Source organism: Mesorhizobium temperatum (genome assembly GCF_002284575.1).
GTDB classification, from domain to species: domain Bacteria; phylum Pseudomonadota; class Alphaproteobacteria; order Rhizobiales; family Rhizobiaceae; genus Mesorhizobium; species Mesorhizobium temperatum.
Genome location: NZ_NPKJ01000075.1, coordinates 161,611 through 180,606, shown reverse-complemented (window position 1 = coordinate 180,606; position 18,996 = coordinate 161,611). Strand labels below are relative to the sequence as shown.

13 protein-coding genes are annotated in these 18,996 nt (G+C 61.6%); 7 read left to right on the top strand and 6 right to left on the bottom strand.

Translation table 11 applies throughout. The annotated features are described in order from the left end of the window. Positions 1-27: 27 nt before the first annotated feature. Entirely contained in the window at positions 28-1,929 is a 1,902-nt protein-coding gene (locus tag CIT26_RS32675; protein ID WP_095496399.1) for a heparinase II/III family protein, read from the bottom strand. Positions 1,930-2,046: 117 nt separating this feature from the next. Here CIT26_RS32675 and CIT26_RS32670 point away from each other — a divergent pair, with 117 nt between their 5' ends. Together CIT26_RS32670 and asnB are read left to right on the top strand one after the other, a co-directional pair. Further along, a complete protein-coding gene (locus CIT26_RS32670; RefSeq protein WP_095496398.1) occupies positions 2,047-3,288 on the top strand; it encodes a glycoside hydrolase family 5 protein in 1,242 nt (413 codons plus the stop codon). A 275-nt stretch (positions 3,289-3,563) separates the two neighbouring features. Then, the gene (asnB, locus tag CIT26_RS32665; protein WP_095496397.1) at positions 3,564-5,453 is read left to right on the top strand and encodes an asparagine synthase (glutamine-hydrolyzing); all 1,890 of its coding nucleotides are present in this window, start codon (positions 3,564-3,566) and stop codon (positions 5,451-5,453) included. Positions 5,454-5,560: 107 nt separating this feature from the next. Here the strand turns inward: asnB and CIT26_RS32660 are convergent, their stop codons facing one another. Further along, positions 5,561-6,679, bottom strand: coding sequence for a glycosyltransferase family 4 protein (locus tag CIT26_RS32660; protein WP_095496396.1), 1,119 nt, complete (start codon positions 6,677-6,679; stop codon positions 5,561-5,563). Positions 6,680-6,829: 150 nt separating this feature from the next. On the opposite strand from CIT26_RS32660, the gene CIT26_RS32655 reads away from it, so the two are divergent. Next, positions 6,830-8,269 carry a lipopolysaccharide biosynthesis protein gene (locus CIT26_RS32655; RefSeq protein ID WP_095496395.1) on the top strand — a complete coding sequence of 480 codons (1,440 nt, stop codon included), beginning with the start codon at positions 6,830-6,832 and terminating at the stop codon, positions 8,267-8,269. Positions 8,270-8,372: 103 nt separating this feature from the next. On the opposite strand, the gene CIT26_RS32650 is transcribed toward CIT26_RS32655, so the two are convergent. The 3 genes from CIT26_RS32650 to wecB form a co-directional block, all read right to left on the bottom strand. After that, positions 8,373-9,086, bottom strand: a complete 714-nt coding sequence (locus CIT26_RS32650; protein WP_245319643.1) for a WecB/TagA/CpsF family glycosyltransferase — start codon at positions 9,084-9,086, stop codon at positions 8,373-8,375. A gap of 86 nt (positions 9,087-9,172) precedes the next feature. Then, positions 9,173-10,510, bottom strand: coding sequence for a UDP-N-acetyl-D-mannosamine dehydrogenase (wecC, locus tag CIT26_RS32645; RefSeq protein WP_095496393.1), 1,338 nt, complete (start codon positions 10,508-10,510; stop codon positions 9,173-9,175). Further along, positions 10,503-11,657, bottom strand: a complete 1,155-nt coding sequence (gene wecB / locus CIT26_RS32640) for a non-hydrolyzing UDP-N-acetylglucosamine 2-epimerase (RefSeq protein WP_095496392.1) — start codon at positions 11,655-11,657, stop codon at positions 10,503-10,505. The genes wecC and wecB overlap by 8 nt, the downstream gene beginning before the upstream one ends. A 201-nt stretch (positions 11,658-11,858) precedes the next feature. On the opposite strand from wecB, the gene CIT26_RS32635 reads away from it, so the two are divergent. Then, the gene (locus tag CIT26_RS32635; RefSeq protein WP_245319642.1) at positions 11,859-13,301 is read left to right on the top strand and encodes a glucosamine inositolphosphorylceramide transferase family protein; all 1,443 of its coding nucleotides are present in this window, start codon (positions 11,859-11,861) and stop codon (positions 13,299-13,301) included. An 18-nt stretch (positions 13,302-13,319) separates the two neighbouring features. On the opposite strand, the gene CIT26_RS32630 is transcribed toward CIT26_RS32635, so the two are convergent. Further along, complete coding sequence (locus tag CIT26_RS32630; RefSeq protein WP_095496390.1) at positions 13,320-14,633, bottom strand: VpsF family polysaccharide biosynthesis protein; 1,314 nt, start codon at positions 14,631-14,633, stop codon at positions 13,320-13,322. Positions 14,634-14,978: 345 nt separating this feature from the next. Between CIT26_RS32630 and CIT26_RS32625 the strand changes: the two genes are divergently transcribed. The 3 genes from CIT26_RS32625 to uxuA all read left to right on the top strand — a co-directional run bounded on the left by CIT26_RS32625 (position 14,979) and on the right by uxuA (position 18,913). Then, the gene (locus CIT26_RS32625) at positions 14,979-16,370 is read left to right on the top strand and encodes a GumC family protein (RefSeq protein ID WP_245319641.1); all 1,392 of its coding nucleotides are present in this window, start codon (positions 14,979-14,981) and stop codon (positions 16,368-16,370) included. Positions 16,371-16,378: 8 nt separating this feature from the next. After that, a complete protein-coding gene (locus tag CIT26_RS32620; RefSeq protein ID WP_095496388.1) occupies positions 16,379-17,485 on the top strand; it encodes a glycosyltransferase in 1,107 nt (368 codons plus the stop codon). A 219-nt stretch (positions 17,486-17,704) separates the two neighbouring features. Further along, positions 17,705-18,913: a mannonate dehydratase gene (uxuA, locus tag CIT26_RS32615; protein WP_095496387.1), complete on the top strand. Its 1,209-nt coding sequence runs from the start codon at positions 17,705-17,707 to the stop codon at positions 18,911-18,913. Positions 18,914-18,996 lie beyond the last annotated feature (83 nt).

Here is an 18,996-nt window from a genome sequence, read left to right as displayed (position 1 = left end):
GCTCTGCAGCGGCGCCGGGCGCTGTCTTTACGACGGGGGGATTGCCGCGAGGTGGATCTTAATTCCGTCTTCGCCCACTTCGCCGTGCCAGGCGATGCGTTCGGCTGGCTGCCTGGCGCCAAAACGCGGTGAAACCCAGCCGCCTTGCCCCGGTGCGTCGCCGCCGGCGCGGATCTCGACCGCAGCGTCCGGAAAGCGAATGGCTATCAGCGGTTCATCGCCGCGCAGCACCATGATCGTGCTTCCGTCCCGGTTGGTGCCGAGGCCGGCTGCGAGTTGAAAGACGACCTCGGCCACGCGCCTGCCGCCGAGCAGTTGGTCGGTCACGACGATCCCGTCGGCCTGGTACATCACGGTGCGCTGATGCACGACACCGAAGCGGCTTCTATACCCGTCATGCTGGGCGCGCAGCTTCCAGTGCGTTCCCGGCTCGCTCTCCACCAATGCCGCAGCCGCCTTGTGCGACCAGTTGAACATCCCGGCGATGATGCTTTGGCTTTTGCCCTCGATATTCAGCGTGTTATGCGCCGGTGTTGAGCGGAACCAGTCGCGCCAGACGCCCCCCGAACCGTAGAGCCAGGTGCCGGGGTCGACCAGCACCGGCTCGCCATCGACGCACAAGGTGAGCGACAGCGCGTCGGCATGGCCGTGAGCCGCTATCGAGAGATAGCCGAGCGGGCCGTGGTCGAATGTCAGATCGATGCTGCGGCCGTTCATCTCACCGCGCCAGACGGAGAGCCCGCCTTGCGTGAACGTTTGCAGCCCATGCGACGCCGGTGCCGGTTCCGACGGCGTGCCAAAGAAAAGCGCACGAAAATCGTCTGGCGCCGCCGCGTTGCCCGGCATCCGTAGAAAGCCAAGGATGGCAGCGGCGACGGATCGGACATAGTCCGGGTCGTCCCCGAGCGTCAGCACGCGACCTTCATCGTTGTCGCCAAAGCCGGCGGCTGGTGAGAGCCAGGCGACGAAATTGGCAAATGCGGCCAGACGCGCTTCGACGGGCGAGGGAAACGGCGTTCCGGCTTGGCGTGCCGCAGCGGCGCACAGCAAGATGAGTTCGGCGGTGAAGGCCGCATATGTCGGGGTCTGCTCGGCACCGGCGCCATCGGCGAGAATCTGCTTGCGCGCCTCAGCCAGGAGGGCGCCGCGTGCAGCGTCGGGTGCGGTCCCCAACGCCAGGCCGATCAGATACTCGCCAGCCAGTTCTGCGACGAGATGGTTGTTGGCGGACGAAAATTGCGAAGGGAACCGCGGCAGCCAATAGGCGCTTGCCGCTAGTATTTCACCCACTTGCTGCCGTGTCGCCGCGCCCAGTCGGTCGCCGACGAGGTCCATGGTGACAATCAGGCTGATGGCTCGCAGCGCTACTTCGATGCCGGAGGCCCAGCCAACCCCTCGAAACGGCGGATTGGCTAAATGCCAGCTGTCGATCGCCGCCTCTATGGCCATCCGGGACTGGTCGTCGCCGGCGAGAAGCAGGTGGGCGGCCAGTGGCGGCAGCTGCTGCAGCCGGTTGATCTCCCAAACGTATTTTACATCGCCGCGGCCGCCGTCATTACGAAAATCGATATCGAAAGTATGGGTCTCGGGGCCCGGCCAAAGCCTGCCGGTCACCGGATCAAGGCGCCAAAGCTCGGGAGGAAACAGCCGATCGCAGTCGCGCCGTGGCCATGTCCGCCCAAGTGCGGAAAACTGGCCCCCAAGCGTGTTTTGCACCGCCGCCGCTATGGCTTGCCGTTGAGCCGGTGTCGCAGCCAGCGCAGCATCGCGCAATCCACGCAGCACCGGGTGCAACTGGGGCGAAGCATAGCGCTCCCAGCCATCGTCGCGGCGGCGCGAAGCGATCCTTCGACGCTGCTCGCCCAGCCGGTGCAACACCTCAGCCGGCTCCATGCTGCGCAACCGGTTGATGTACCAGCCGATTCTCATACGCGCTCCGCTAAGGTTTCGATTCTTATATACCATGCTGTCGAAAAGCCTTGCGACGGCAATCCTCCTTTTCCGATCCTGCGGTTAATATCTCCGACCGTGATACGGAGAGTGATGATGAGAAGGATGGCGTGTGTTGCGGCGTGGGTGCTCGGCATGGCGATAGCCGCCAACGCTGCGCCGATCCCGCTCCAGCGCGGCGTTGGCGTGCATGAATGGCTGAACTGGTCGTCGGTAGACGACGATGGATCCTACCGTTGGCCGCCCTATCGCAGCGAGGAGGAGTGGCGCGCTGGACATAGGCCGCTCGCCGATTGGCCCGGCGGCGACGCGTTTGCGCGCATTCGATCGATGGGCTTCGACTTCGTCCGGCTGAGCGTCGACCCCGGCCCTCTGCTTGCCAGCGAGGGCGTCAAACGGCGGCAGGCGCTGGACATACTTGCCGCCGCGGTCGAGCGGGTCACGTCGGCCGGCCTTAAGGTGGTCTTCGACCTGCACGGCGTCACCCAGGTTCCGGCCTACAGCATGGAGATGATCTATGACGGTGCCGACAGCGAGGGCGTTGCCAGCTATCGCGAAATGGTGGTGGCGGTCGCCACCATGCTGGTCAAGGTTGGCACCGACAAGGTAGCCCTCGAGCCTTACAACGAGCCGGCATACTACCCTTGTGATTCGAGCGGGAGCGATGACTGGCAGCGGATCATGGCAGACACGGTCCGCGATATTCGCGCAGTCAGCAGCGAACTCACCATCGTCGCAACAGGCGCCTGTGGCGGCAGCATTGCCGGACTGGTCAATCTCACCCCGGGGTTCGACGATCCGAACCTCTACTACAGCTTCCACATGTATGAGCCGCACAGTTTCACGCACCAGCGGCCCGACGGGACAGGTGCCTTCGCCTCGGGCCTGCCCTGGCCGGCCGACAGCAGCACGCCCGAAAAGGTGACCGAAACCCTTAAGGCGCAGATGGACGCGGCCGGCTTGAGCCCGGTCGAACAGGTGATGAACATGGTCGCGGCGCGTGAAGCAATCGCCCGATATTTCGAGCACAATTGGGGCCCGAGCCAACTCGAGGCGAGCTTCCGTCAGGCGGTCGACTGGGCCGAGGCGCATGGCATTCCAAGCCGGCGGCTCTTCATGGGCGAATTCGGCGCCATCCTCATGTCTGCGGACGGCCGAATGGGCGCGTTCGACGCTGACCGTCTGCGCTATCTCACGGCGGTGCGCCAGCAGGCGGAACGCTTCGCGATACCATGGTCTGTCTGGGAATTCTCCAATCCCTATGGAATGACCGTCATCCGGCCCGAAGGGCCTGCGATCCCAGACCAGGAGATGTTGCGGGCACTGGGCCTGCCGTAGCCATTGCGCCTCTTGGCGGATGAGCAGCCGGGCGGCAACGCCAATCCTGCCCCGCCACGAGTTAGTGATCAGTCACGCAACGGCAAGATCTGCCGTCTCCGGCCGCAACCGTCGGTGGCACCTCATTCAGACCGGCAGAGCCTGATCGAACCAGTCAAGCCCAGCGTGAAATCACCTTGGCGGCTTTCTCCGCGCGATCCGGTTCGTCGGCAACCAAGTGTTTAATACATTCGTCGTAAACAGCGACGCGAATACGCGCGCCCAGGGAAGAGATAATGTGTGGAATTGCCGGCTGGATCGGGCCGAGGGTCGAGAATCCACAAGATCGGGCCGCCAGAATGTCCAACGCATTGCGGCATCGTGGTCCCGATGCCGAAGGTACCGAGTTCTTGGACTTGAACACCGGCGAGAACCAATTGGCAATGGTGCATCGCCGCCTGGCGATTATTGACCTAAATGCCGATTCAAATCAGCCGATGCATATCGACGACGGCCGGCTCAGAATTATTTTCAACGGCGAAATTTACAACTATATCGAGTTGCGCCAGGAACTGATCGGCCTCGGTCATCGTTTTCGAACGCGCTCCGATACTGAGGTGCTGCTCAGAGCTTATGATCAGTGGCACTTGTCCATGTTTGACCGATTGAGCGGCATGTTCGCTTTTGCGCTCTGGGATGCTCAGAGGCACGAATTGATCCTCGGCCGGGATCCCTTCGGCAAAAAGCCCCTTTACCTCATGCAAAGCGAAAAATTGCTGTCCTTCGCCTCGGAGATCAATGCGTTGCTGTCATCGCAACCGAATGCGCAGCAGCTCAATCTGGACGCTGTGCACGAGTATCTGCGCTGGCGTTACGTGCCTGGACCACGCACGCTTTTTAAACAGATCCGCAAACTCAACCCCGGAAGCTATGCCGTTTGGTCGCAAGGGACAGTGACGGAAACGCGCTATTATACGCCTCCAGATCAAACGGATCTGACCGAGGATATCGACGACGAAACCGCCAAGCGACGATTCCTGGAACTGCTCGACCATTCCGTCGAGATCAGAATGCGCAGCGATGCACCCTTTGGCGCCTTTCTCTCCGGAGGGCTCGATTCGTCAGCAATCGTCGCCCTGATGACCAAGCACAGCGACAAGCCCATTCGTACATTTTCGGTCGGTTTCAGCGAACCGGCTTATAGCGAACTCCCATTCGCCCGACGCGTCGCCGATCATTTCAAGACTGATCATTGCGAACTTGTCATTGAAGCGGACGACCTGATTGACCACCTGCCCAAGTTGATTCGCCATCTGGGGGCGCCCGTTTCACAAAGTTCGGATATTCCAATTTACCTGATGTCGGAGCGAGCCTCGCAGGACGTCAAGATGGTGCTCACAGGGGAAGGGGCAGACGAGATTCTCGGCGGGTATCCCAAACATCGCGCAGAGTCGCTGGCTGGAATCTACCGGTCGCTCGTTCCAGCCTTGCTCCACGACAACCTACTCGCCCCTTTGATACGTGCCATGCCTGGCGCATCGGCCAAGTTCGATACATTTGCCCGAAGCGCGGGCGAAAGGGACTTTGCCACCCGGATGATCTCCTGGTTTGGAGCCATGACAGCGCGGCAACACGGTCGCCTCACCGGTGCGCCGGCCAATTGCCACAATCAGCGTAACAACCTCCCGTTCTCCTCAAGCGCGAAGGCATCCCATCTTCGCCGGGCGCTGTTTTTCGATCAGACATCGTGGTTGCCCGACAATCTCTTGGAACGAGGCGACCGCATGATGATGGCCGGTTCAATCGAAGGAAGAATGCCGTTCCTCGATCGCGATCTGGTTGCGTTCGTCAGCAAATTGCCCGATCGCTACAAGGTGGGTTGGCGGAAGGGTAAGCTGATCTTGCGCAACAGCATGGCCAACATGCTTCCTGAGGAAATTCTCAACCGCCGCAAGATCGGGTTCAAGGTGCCCGTCGCCGAATGGTTTCGCGGGTCTATGAGGAACTACGTGCACGACCATCTTTGCTCCTCTCATTCCGTCATTCGCAGCTATTTGAGCGCGAAATACCTTGATCAAATCGTCTCGGAGCACACCAAGGGCGCCGCAGACCACGAAAAGCTGATATGGGCGCTGTTGAATTTGGAGATATTCCATCGCGAGTTCGAACTTGGGGCGCCGCAGTGACGCCAATGGGATCGGTGTCGCGCTCGACCCGAAGCTGCGTGCCTTAGGCTCACCTGCGCACTCAAGCGACGGCGCGCAATCTCAGCGTCCGCGTTTACCGGACAGCGTCAGCGCTTGACCGATTGAGCCTTTAACGCGACCGACCTCCAGACGTCGCAGATCGCGCCGACGAACGGTGCGAGCTCAAGCCGTTCCCGATGCACGGCCATCGCGGCAGCACCAAGCCTGGCTCTCAATGCCGGATTCTCGACCAGCCGTGTCAGCGCCTCGGTCAACGCCGCAACATCGCCGGGCGGCACCAGCAACCCGGATTGCTCGTTGGTGATGATGTCCTCCACCGCGCCGACAGGCGTCGTCACTACCGCGAGGCCTGCGGCCATGCCTTCGATGACCGAGACGGGCAGGTTTTCGGCAAAGGAGGGCAGCACCAGAATGTCCGCCGAAGCGATCAGCGAAGCGACGTCGTCGGGCCCGACCCAGCCAGGAAGGGTAACGCGCTCGGCAAGGCCCAGCTCGGCCGTTCTCATCCGTGCCGCCTCGACGTCGCCATCGCCGGCGATCGTGGCGCGCCAACTCTTGATCGGCTCCATGCGGTGCAGCGCATCCAGCAATTGCGGCACGCCCTTGCGGTCGCCGATGCGGCCAAGGAACAGGATATGGACATGGTCGCCGCCACCGACGTGCGCCATGGAGGGAACCGCCGTGGCGTTGGGAACGATGACAATATTTCCGGCCGCCCCCGGTGCCCGGCTGGCGACGAAGTCGCGCCAAAGCCCGCCCAAGACGATCACCCGACCGGCACGCTCGAACAGAGTTTCGATGCGGCGGCTCATGAAACTGCGATCGTCTTTCCAGAACGTCTCATACTCTGCCCCGTGCAAATGCAGGACATAAGGTATCGACAGCAGCCGTGCGCAGGCGGCAATCACCATCTTGCGATAGGTGCTGCCGGAGACTGAGATATTGATGTGGATGACATCGGCGCGCTTCGCCAGACGCGCTGCAAGCATCCGCAAGCAAAAGTCAAACATGTAGAAGATCGAAAACCCGACATGCCCTGGGCCGCGGCTGGCAAGGAAGTGTACGTCGATGTCGGCGATCTCCTGCCGCTCGAACTCCTGCTTCATCGCCCCCATAATGCGGTCGATGCCTCCCTGCCCCGAAACGCCCGAAGGCGTCGCGACAAGCACATGGACTTTTCGATTGTGAACCAGACGCTGCAACATGAGCCCATTTCGGAACGACAAGGCAAATTCAAATAAGGTCTACGACGAATCCGTTATTTCAAACTGAATCTGTTCACCCTTTGCCGTCATCGCGCTGGATTTTCCGCCGGTCGACGGTTAATCGAAGGTGGATTTCCCGGGGACAACCTCTTGCTGCTGCGTTCCACGCTCATCTATGCCCCGGCGATCCTGCTGACGCGGATTTCCGCGCTGCTCCTGCTGGTCATCGTGACCCGGTTGATCGATCAGACCGAGTATGGCCTGCTGACCCTGGTGGTGACCGTCGGCGAAATGACCGACATTGCCGTCACCAACTGGCTGCGCATCGCTTTGCTCAGGCTTGGCGGCAAAGGCGACGTCAGCCGCGGCAGCCTGATGCTGGCCGGGCGGGTGTTGCTTGCCAGCACCGCACTGGCGCTGATTATATCCGTGGCTGCCTCCGCAGTGATCGTGCCGGAGCGCTGGGTCGAGTTCGCGATCGCCGTCTGCAGCTACCTGATCGCCGGCTCCATCGGCCGCTTCGCGCTGACGGTGCTGCAGATGCAGCAGCGTCATTCGGTCTATTCGATGCTCGAGTTCCTGCGCGCCGTGCTGCAACTCGCGCTGCCGATCGGCGCCATCGTCATGTTTCAAGACTCCTTTCTGACGGTATCGCTCGGCTCGAGCCTCGGCGTTTTAATCGCCGGTATCGTGGCGGGCCTAATGGCATCCCGACGCGTCATTGCCGGTCCGCCACGCTTCACCCAAAAGGAGTTCTTCGTCCTCGGTGTGCCCCTGGTCATCATGGCGCTGGTAGGCTTCGGCCTGCACAGCGCCGAGCGTGTGTTCCTCAAGATCTATTACGATGCCGGCGCAGTGGCGATCTTCGCCGCAGCCTATGCGCTGGCCCGCCAGCCCATCGATATGGTCGCCAACTCCATCAACATGGGCGCCTTTCCCGAGGTGGTCAGCCGGTTCGACGACGACGGGCCTGCGGCATCGGGCCGGCTGCTGTCGCAATTGATGGCCCTGATGATGCGCCTCTGCCTGCCGGTCGCAGCGATGCTGGTCGCACTCAGCAGCGATATCACTCAGCTCCTGCTGCCCGCCGAATATCACGGCCGTTTCGGCCTGCTCTTTCCGATCATCGCCTTCAGCGTGCTGTGTGCCAACCTGGCGAGCTTCGTCTATGGCACCGTGGTGCATGCGCACAAGCGTCCGTGGCTGCTGATCATCGCCAATTCCTTCGGCTCGGTGGCGACAATCGCACTGTCCGTGCTGTTGATCCCTCCGATGGCGGAGGTCGGCGCTGCGTTGGCGCTGGCGGGCGGATCGCTGGCAGGCCTTTTAGCCTGCATCATCATCAGCGAACGGCTCACGCCGGTGCCGGTGCCATGGCGCGACATCGGCGTTTCGGTCGTCATCTCGCTCAGCACGGGGCTGGCCGCCAGCCTTGCCAGCGCTCTATTCGGCGATATGTCGGCCATCTTCTCGCTCGTCGCCGGCGGCACCGCTGGCGCAGTGGTTTTCTTCGGGCTGACCTGGCTGTTCTACCCTGCCGCCGCGATACAATTCGTAGCAAAGCTGAGGGCGCGGCTGCGGCTCGCATAGACCCGCGATGGCATTTTGAATTTGCCGTGCCGTAGTCCTGGAAAGCGGTTCCGACTTCGGACCGATGCTGTAGCCCCAGGCCGGGCGCCCTGTTAATCGCTCCTTATAGATCGACCTTTCGGCGCCCCCGACGGCCCCATAGCTCCCGGCACAGCAGCGCTGCGTAGGCGGTGTTGGTGTCATAGTAGCGACGCCACAAGCGTCGCGGCTCCTGTGCCACGCGAAACAACCACTCCAGACCGGCCGCTTGAATCAGTTTCGGCGCCCGGGCAACCTTGCCGCCATAGACATCGAAACTGCCGCCCACGCCCATGACGAAACTCGGGGTGAGTTCGTCACGATAGCGCTTGAGAAAGCGCTCCTTGCGCGGCGTCGGCATCGCCACCAACAGGCAGTCGGCGCCCGAGGCGTTGATCGCCTCGACGATGCCGGCCTCGTCTTCCGGCTTGAAATAGCCATTGCGCATGCCAGCGACGACGAGACCCGGATGATCCCTGGCAAGTCGCATTTTAACGGCATCGAGCACGGATTGTTCGGCGCCCAGGAGGAAGGGCCTGAAGCCACGATTCGCGCAGAGGCTCAGCAGATTGATCATGATGTCGACGCCGGCCACCCGCTCAGGCAGTGCGACGCCGCAAAGACGCGCGCCCCAAAGCACGCCGATGCCGTCGACGTTAATCACATCCGCCGTCGCAACATCTTCCCGCAGCTCGGTATTGTTGCGCATGTTCACAAGCTTGGCGACATTCACGACCACATGATGCAGCGGCCGCCGCAGGGTCATCGCCTCATCGGCGACGGCCAGCGTCTCGGCCATGGTCAGTGCATGGATCGGCGCGCCAAGGAATTCCCGGCGCCGTGACGCCAACAGGCGATGCTGCGCCCATGCTGGGTCGTGCGCGTTCATGCGGCCTCCTCTGCACTTGCAGGAAGCGCCAGGTGTTCGATCGCTGATTTCTTGCCTTCGATGCGGGCGTCGGGCTTGCGTGCCTTGCGCCAGGTCCACAAACCCCTTGTGTCGATGAGCTTCTTGTCCTTGAGCGCTTCGGGATCGACCAGATTAAACTGCCGATGGTCGACCAGCAGAACGACGATATCGCACTGGTCGATGGCGGAAAGCGCATCGGTGAAGACGATGCCTTTGCCCTCGAGCTCATGCGGCAGCCTGTATGCGTTGGGTTCAGCCGCAATGATCTTCAGGTTAGGAATATTGGACAAAAGCTTCACCACCTCGACAGCCGGGCTCTCGCGCATATCGTCGATATTGGGTTTGAAGCTGAGGCCAAGGCAAGCGATCGTCTGCTTGCGGGAAGGATCGAGCAAGGCTTGTATATCCCTGACCACCGACAACGGACGCTCGGAATTGATCCGGCGTGCCGAAGCCATCAGCCGCGTGCTGTTAGGCGCGGCGTCGATAATAAAATACGGATCGACCGCAATGCAGTGGCCGCCTACGCCCGGGCTCGGCTGCAGGATGTTCACGCGGGGATGCCGGTTAGCCAGATCGATCACCTCCCAGACGTTGAGCGACAGATCCTGGCACACTGCCGCAAGCTCATTGGCAAAGGCGATATTGACGTCGCGGAACGCGTTCTCGGTCAGCTTCACCAGTTCCGCGCTTTCGGCCTGGGTCGTGAACAGGTCGCCGGCAACAAAGGTTGAATAGAGTGCCGCGGTGCGTTCAGACGACTTGCGCGACAGTCCGCCGATCGAGCGATCGTTGTTGATCAGTTCGGTAAGGACCTTTCCCGGCAACACGCGCTCGGGCGAATAGGCGACCAGCACATCGGCCTGTTCGCCATGCACGACAGGAAATTTGAGATCGGGCCGCAACTCGGCAAGCAGTCCCGTCATGATGCGCGTCGTGCCGACCGGCGATGTCGATTCCAGCACCACAAGGTCTCCCCGCTTCAGCACCGAGGCGATGCTTCGTGCCGCCGCGAGCACGTAGCTCACGTCAGGCTTGTGGTCCTCGGTCATCGGGGTCGGCACTGCGATGATAAAGGCGTCCGCCGGCTGCGGCGTACTGAAAGCCCTAAGCTTGCCGTTGGCTACAACCTTCTGGATCAAACCATCGAGGTCCGGCTCGACGATGTGGATTTCGCCGCGATTGACCTTCTCGACCACAGCTTCGTTGACGTCGACGCCAATGACGTCGAGCCCGCGACTGGCGAAGATGGCACAGGTCGGCAGGCCGATATAGCCCATGCCGATAACGGAAACGGTCTTGATCTCAGCCATGATGCAGCAGTTCCTCAACGATCCGGTTACCGGCCCGGCCATCGCCATACGGGTTGTGTCGTTCCGCCATGCCGCGATAGGCGGCCTGATCGTCGAGCAGGCTGTTGGCATTCAACAGGATTTTTTGGATATCGGTGCCGACGAGACGGGCGGTACCCGCCGCGATCCCCTCGGGCCGCTCGGTATTCTCGCGCATCACCAGCACCGGCTTGCCGAGCGAAGGCGCTTCTTCCTGCACGCCGCCGCTATCGGTCAGCACCAGATAGCTCTGCTTCTGCAGGAACAGGAACGGCAGATAGTCCTGCGGGTCGACGAGATGGATGTTCGGCACGCCGCCCAGTTCTGCGTTGACCACCGAGCGCACATTGGGGTTGGGATGGACCGGATAGACGATCTGCACGTCCTCGCGCATTGCCAGCCCCTTCAGCGCCGTACAGATACGATGGATGCCGCCGTCGAAATTCTCACGACGATGCCCGGTGACGAGGATCATTTTCTTGGCGGGATCGAGGAACGGGAAGCGGGCGGCGAGTTTTGCGCTCATCAGCTTGTCGGCGTCGATCGCGCCGGAAAAATGCAACAGCGTGTCTATCACCGTGTTGCCGGTCACGAAGATGGTGCTCGCAGCCTTTCCTTCGGCGATGAGATTGTCGCGCGCCTGGATGGTCGGCGCGAAATGCCAGGTCGCGATGTCGCCGGCAATCTTGCGGTTCAGTTCCTCCGGAAAGGGAGAGTTGATGTCGTGGCTGCGTAATCCTGCCTCGATATGGGCGACCGGGATGCGCTTGTAGAAGGCAGCGAGAGCCGCAGTCATCGCCGTGGTCGTGTCGCCTTGCACGAGGACGATATCGGGCTTCGCCTTCTCCAGCACTTCGGCCATGCCCAGCAGCACGCGCGAGGTCACGTCGAACAATGTCTGACCGGGTTGCATGATGTTGAGGTCGTGATGCACCGGCAGGCCGGTCAGTTCAATGACCTGGTCGACCATCTCGCGATGCTGGCCGGTGATGCATGTCTCGGTAATAAAACCCGGATGGGCAAGCGCGGCACGCACCACCGGAAAGCATTTGAGCGCCTCCGGCCTCGTGCCGAACACGATCAGCAATTTTTGCCTGGATGGCAGTTTCGGATGTGAAAGGACGTTCATTGCTGATCCTGGTCGCCAGAAGGCGTCGCGACCTGCTGATTATTCGCCACAAGAGCTCTAATAGCGGCAGAAGCCGCCTTCGTGACCTTAAATCTTAATATATGATTAACAGCCAAGCCCACGATCTCCTGAGGTAACTCTTATGAAAGACTAGACCGATAGGTATCCTGGCAGAGTAGTCTTGAAAAAGAATATATTCGATTGACTAATATTTTAATCATCGGCCACATCGCCGGATCTCGGCGCTGGGAAAATGAGCTTCTGGTGCGGTTGAACGCAGCTGGTCACGTGGTTTCGAGCAGCCGCGCGGCAACGCCTGCGCCGCTCGCACGCGGCCTGGATATTGTGCTGGCGATCGAGAGCCGGCGCTTCGGTCCCTCATTGGCAAGCCGCTCCGAGTCGTTGCCGTCTGGCGGTTCTGGTCCAGCCGACCTCGTAATCGATCTCACCGGCACTGCCGCACGACGTGGCACGCCGGTTCTAACGCTCGAATTTTGCGGCCACAGCACCTTCCCCGCCGGTGTGGCCGAGATGCTGGTGGGCGGGCGATTGCCCGAACTTGCCGTTCGCCTCGATGGCGTCACAGTCGCTCGGGGGCGACCGATGCTCAGCGATCGGCTCTGGCTGTCTCGCAGCTGCAACGACCTGCTCGCCGGGGCCATCTCGCTGGTTGCGCAAAGCGTCGCCCGTTTTTCCGCGGGCGAACTTGTGCCGATTGCCGATGGTCCGGCGCCGATCCTGAGGCACGGCGGCTTTGTCCGGCACTATCTGCCCTTTTTCTGCAAGGGGTTGGTCGATCGCGCCGTGCAAAAACTCAGACGTGGACGGCGTCCCTTCTATTGGCAGGTTGCCTATCGGCTGATCGACGGGCCAGGTGTCGCCGAAACCGGGCGACTCGACGGTAAGCCGTTCACCGTCCTCGCGGACGATGGCCAGCGATTCTACGCCGATCCATTCGTCATCGAGCGCGATGGCCGCCACTATCTGTTTGTCGAGGAATTTCCCTACGCTACCGGTCGCGGCATGATTTCTGTCGCCGAACTGGGCGACGATGGCACCTTCGGCGTGCCGAGGGTGGTGCTGGAGGAAGCGCACCACCTGTCATATCCGCAGGTGTTTGCCCACGCCGGCGAGATTTTCATGATTCCTGAAAGCGGGGCGGCGCGCGAGCTTGTGCTCTACCGCGCCGCGCAGTTTCCAGATCGCTGGGTACGCGACACCGTGCTGATGACGGACAAGGATTTCAATGACGCCACGCTGCTCGAATCGGATGGGCGCTTTTGGCTGGTGGGGACGGAGCGGTTCGGTTATGGCAGCGCGTCGGATACGATGACGGTCTATTCCTCACCCTCGCTGCGCGGACCATGGGTTGCGCATGCGCTCAATCCGATCGCCGTCGATCACTCGGCCGCTCGGCCCGGCGGCGCCTTTATTCGCCAGGGTGACACCCTGGTTCTGCCGGTGCAAAACGGGTCGAGAGCCTATGGCGGCGGTCTGGGGTTGATGCGGCTGGATCGGCTTGACGAATTCGATGTCCGTTTTGCGCCGCCCCGCCCGATCGGCCCGGGGCCAGCATGGGCCCGCACGGGCATTCACACGCTTAACCGCACAGGCAATCTCGAGGTTATGGATAGCGCCGGCTGACGCGTCTTGGAGCGTGCGCTAGCCAAGCCGATCCGGTGTCGGCTCGGATGCAGCCGCGGCCGACAGTATGCTCTTCGGCCGGCTTCGAAACGGCTCGTTTCTATAGGCAAGCAGCAACACCACGATAATGGTGATCTCCGGCGATTTCGAAGAGAGCGCGTTGTTCGACAGCGCAGCAAGCAGGAACGTCATGGTGCCGATCCATGCCGGCAGCGGCGCCCCGCGCAGCAGCCGAAAAATGAACCAGAATACCAGCACGATAAAGAGCACGGCTATGGGCAAGCCGAAGAGCATGATGATGACCACCGGCGCGCTCTCGATGTAGGGCAGATGCAGCTTCTCGTTGACGATCGCCAGGAGGTCGTCGACGTTCATGCCAAACAGGACGTCTTTCCAGCTAACAAGTCCGAACACCTGGTAGATCGTCACCCGAGCCATGAAATTTTCGTCAAAGATCGTGTTGCCGAACCGGTTCAGCAGCCCGCCCGAAAACAGTATGGCCACCAGCACTGCGCCGCCCGCCAGGGCGAACAGCAGCACGACGGACTTGGCCTGCCGCTGATGTTTGAGAGTCAGGCGCGGCCAAGGCACGAACATCAGCACAATGAGGGTTTCTGCGGCAGCGAGCATCAGGGCGGCGCGAGCGCCTGACGCAGCACAACCGACGAGCAAAACGAAGATCGCCAGCACCCGCACCCATATGCGCCAGCGCGTCAGCGGCACGAATCCGATGGCTGTGGCGCAGAGCGCGCCTAGTGCCAACGGGTGCGCCGATAGCCCGATTGGCCTGAACTGCAGCTCGTTGAGACCGTAAGGCAGAAATCGATGTTGAGTCACCGCTTCGATCGTGCCCATCACGGCGCTGAGGATCACCATTCCAAGCACGACGTCGCCCAACGCTCGCCGCACTTCCGCGTTCATGGCCAGCATCAACAGGCCTGCGGCGCCCGCCACCAGATAGGTATCGATGATGAACCCGGAGGAGCCCGCACGGCCGGTGACGAACAGATACGGCACCAGCGCGAAAATCAGCATGGAATAGAGCAGCAAAGCCTTGAATATTCCAATTTCGTCGCCCTGCAGCAGAAACGGTCGGCTGAAAAGAACGAAAGGAAGCAGCAGAAAGATAGCATAGGTGCCAAGATGCAGTTTCTCGTAGAATGAGCCACCATCGGCAGTATAGTCGACGACCATGTTCATGATCTGCGGTGACACCGTGAAACGGAGCAGGAACGCGAACGCGGCGCATAGGAAAAACAGAAGCGACAGCGCGTTCTGGCGGCGCGCCTGGCTGGACAACAATCGTTCCGATGCGGCAGCAGGATAACTCATGGCCCATCCAGGCGGAGGTATTCAAACGGCATTCTGGCCAACGAGATCCATTCAAGGGACCGCCGAACGAACGCGGCGCGTGAACCGGGAAAATATGCCAACTTGGAAAATGAGATGTTAACGATATTTCTGTAGTGCTGGCCCGCAAAGCGAATAACCAGAGTTAGCACCATGTCCGCCGCTTCCGGCACAACCCCTCCCTCTGCAGCGGATCCCGGTATCAGCGCACTCGAGCGGATCGCCAATGCGCGGCGCGCCAGCAGGGCAAGGCTGCAACAGGATGCCCCAGTCATGGCACGGACCCCCGCCCCTGTCACTCCGCACACGCCCGAGCCTGTCCCAACGGTGACGCTCGACAAGATCGGCGATTTCCTTGAGCTCGATTTTCGACGCCTGTTTGTCTGGCTGCGTGCCGGGCTCATCGTGGCATGCATGCTGGCGGTCGCCGGCGGCGTCATCGGCGCCGCCTATGGGTTGCTGAGCAAACAGCGTTATACCGTTACGACGGAAATCCTCATCAATCCCGCCAATTTGCAGGTTGTGGAAAACGATCTCTACTCGCAACCGGGCCAGGTCGATAGCCAACTGCTCAACGCGCGCAGCAAGCAGCGCATCTTGACCTCGGGCAATGTGCTCGCACGTGTAGTGGACGAACTCGGTCTGGCCAACGATCCGGAGTTTTTCGACCCGGACCAGAGCGCCGCCACCTCTGGCGTTGCAGCGAGTGGCGGCAAGTCCGATCCGAAGCTTATCGCCCAGAAAAGCCTGGCGGAGCGGGTCAGCGTCGCTGCAGATGAAACCTCGTTCGTCACAACCCTCTCGGTTTCGGCAGAAACCACCGGCAAGGCGATCCTGATCTCGCAAGCCATAGTCAAGGCTTTCCAGGACGAACTGGCCAAGGCCGAAGCTGCTGGTGCCAGCCGTGCCGCAGCTGCTCTTGAGGGCCGGCTCGGCCAACTCAAGCGCGACGTGCAGGCGGCCGAAGAGAAGGTCGAGAGCTACAGGCGCAGCCACAACCTGTCCTCCAGCAATGGCCAGCTTGTCAGTTCGCAGACGATGACGCAGCTCAATAGCGAAATTGGACAGGCGCAATCGCGCGTCATCGCTGCGCAGGCAAGTTACGACGCCTTGGTTGCTTCCGGTGTCAATGGAGCCAATCCTGACCCCACGGTTTCGGCAGCGCTCGCAGCACTGCGCGACAAGGCAAACGGCCTGCGGCAGCAAATCGATTCACAGTCCATGACCTTTGGTCCGCGCCACCCGACGATCGTCAGGCTGAGGACAGAATTCGAAACCGTCAGTTCTCAACTCAGGGCGGAGTTCGCGCGCACGGTCGGCACCGCAAAAGCCAACCTGGATAAAGCCAACGCCTCATTGGCTTCCCTCAGCGCCAGGATGAACGATCTGAAGAGCAATGTTTTCACCGACAGCGAGTCCCAGGTCGCCCTGCGTGAGCTTGAACGCGATGCCGCCTCGAGGAGGACGATCTATGAAAGCTTCCTGGCTCGCGCGCGCCAAATCACAGAGCGCGAGCAGATCGACACCACGAATGTACAGGTGATTTCCACTGCGGTGCCGCCAAAGGGGCGCTCGTGGCCGCCCCGCACCCCGCTGGTGGCAGGCCTGGGAGCTTTCGCTGGCTTTGCTCTAGGCATGCTGCTCGCCCTTGCCATGGGCATAGTGCGCGACGTGCGCCAGCCGCCGAACCGATCAGGCATCGACGTCAGCCGAGCCTGAACCCAGGCATGGCGAAGCGCATTGTTTTTCACATTGCCAGTCTCAGGGGCGGCGGCGCCGAGCGTGTCTTCGTCCTCATGGCGAATGAATTGGCATCGCGTGGCCACGATGTCACACTCTTTACCTGGAACGCGGAAGGGCCTAACGCCGCGCTGCGCTCCCCTGCCGTGCATCTGGTCGATTTCGACCTTCCCATCCGGGGCGAGGGTTACGGCAAGCGGGAGACGCTGAAAGGCATCGTGCGAAGCGCACGTTTGTTCAACCGCCTTGGTCCGCATGCGGTCTATAGCGCCCCGGAATTTGCCAATCTGGTCGTAGCGCTGGCGCTTCTCCTGGCGCGAAGCCGAGCGCGGTTCTTTCCAAGCTTTCACGCAGCCGCCTCACTGCCTTCCAGCAGCCTCGGCGCGAGAATAGCGGTCTGGCTTTCCGCGCTGGTTGCAGCGCGCGCAACCAAAGCCATCGCCGTCTCAGTGGGTGTCGGTCGCGATATTGTGGCCCGCGGCTTCCCCAAATCCAAGGTTATCGTCATCAACAACCCGCTGCCGCCGGCTGCGGCGCCACAGGAAGATTCCTACGCCTGGCAGGCAAAGCTGGCGACGATGGGCGATGGCCCGGTCATCGCCACCGCTGGACGCCTGGTGCCGGTCAAAGATCACCGGACCTTGCTCCGGGCTTTCGCTATCCTGCGCGCCGACCGCCGCGCTCGGCTTGTCATCTTCGGCGAAGGTCCACTGGCTGCCGAGTTGCGCGCCTATGTCCAGGAATCCGGCATCGGCGCCGATGTGCTCTTTGCTGGCTACGTCAACGACCCCGCGGCCTGTTATGCCGCAGCCGATCTGTTCGTCCTTTCCTCGACGAGCGAGGGGTTTGGCAATGTGTTGGTCGAGGCCATGGCTGCGGGCGTCCCGGTAGTCTCCACAGATGCGCCACATGGCCCGCGCGAGATTCTCGGTGACGGGCGTTTCGGCGCCTTGGTGCCGGTCGGCGATGCCGCGGCCCTGGCAAAGGCTATAGCTGATATGCTGGACCACCCCACTTCTGCCGCCATCCTGAAAAGCAGGGCAGCGGATTTCGAAGTTGAAAAGATCGGGGATCTATACGAAGCGCTGCTCTAGCCAGGGAATTTCGCGCTGGCGTTCGTTGAGGCAGCCGCTTTTTGCCATTCGCGTCGATGGATCAGCATCGGTGCATCGCCGTTGGCCGGCCGAGCAGGATGGGGTGTCAGATACACCGGAATCTGATAGCAGCCGCTGAAAGAGGAGCAGCGGGTCGGTCACGGCGGCGGAAGCGCGGGGTGCAGCCGCATGGCGATTCCCTTTTAAAGAGGTGTTCGAATGAGACATGTGTGGCGTTGGTTCGGCCCGGTCGACAAGGTGACGATCGCGGATGCGCGTCAAGCCGGGGCGCAAGGCATCGTCTCGGCGCTTCACCACGTTCCTCACGGCGCCATCTGGCTGCCCTCCGAAATCGAAAGACGTCAGCGCGAAGTCGCGTCTTTGCCCGATGGAAGCGCAAGCCATCTGAACTGGGAGATTGTCGAGAGCCTGCCGGTTTCCGAAGCGATCAAGACGCAGGTCGGCGAGTGGCGCAGCCATATTGCCAACTACATTACATCGCTGGAAAACCTGGCGCGGGCCGGCATTTCGGTCATCTGCTACAATTTCATGCCCGTGCTCGATTGGACCCGCACCGACCTTGCCTGGCGCCTGCCGCATGGCGGCACCACCATGCGCTTCGATCTGATCGACTTCGCCGCATTCGACATCCATATCCTGAAACGCCAAGGGGCGCTCGGCGATTACACACCGGAGATCGTCTCCGAGGCGGAGCAGCGATACGCGCAGATGGATGACGGTGCGCGGAAGATTCTGGCAAGAAGCGTCAATTCCGGTCTGCCAGGTTCGACCGAAGACACGTCTCTCGACGGTCTCGCGGCTCAACTGTCAAATTATGACCGCATCGACGCAACAACCCTGCGCCGGCATTTCGTCGATTTCCTGGCGGAGGTCGTGCCCACGGCCGAACGTCTCGGCCTGCGTCTCTGCTGCCACCCCGATGATCCGCCGTTTCCCCTGCTGGGCCTGCCGCGCGTCATGTCGACCGAGGCCGACTACAGGTACATTCTGGACGCAGTCGACAGCCCGGCCAACGGCGCGACACTGTGCACGGGATCGCTCGGCGCAAGACCGGACAATGATTTGCCCGGCATGATCGGGCGGATGGCGCCGAAAATCCACTTCGCCCATCTGCGCAATGTGCGCAAGGAAGAGCCAGGCACCCCCTGCTCGTTCCACGAGGACGAGCATCTTGCCGGCGACACCGATATGGTGGCGGTGGTGGCGGCGCTGCTCCACGAGGAAGCGCGGCGCAAGAAGGAAGGCCGCCCGGACGCCGTCATCCCGATGCGCCCCGACCATGGCCAGGATATCCTCGATGACCTGACGCGTGGGGCCCAGCCCGGCTATCCCGCCATCGGTCGGCTCAAGGGATTGGCCGAACTTCGCGGCGTCGAACATGCCATTCGAAAGTCGACAAGAGCTTAATTCGCCGCGGGTCGGCCTCGCCCCCGGCCCATTTTGCGCGGACGGTTGTACATAATCGCAGTTTGCGGTTTCAGTCCGATTGC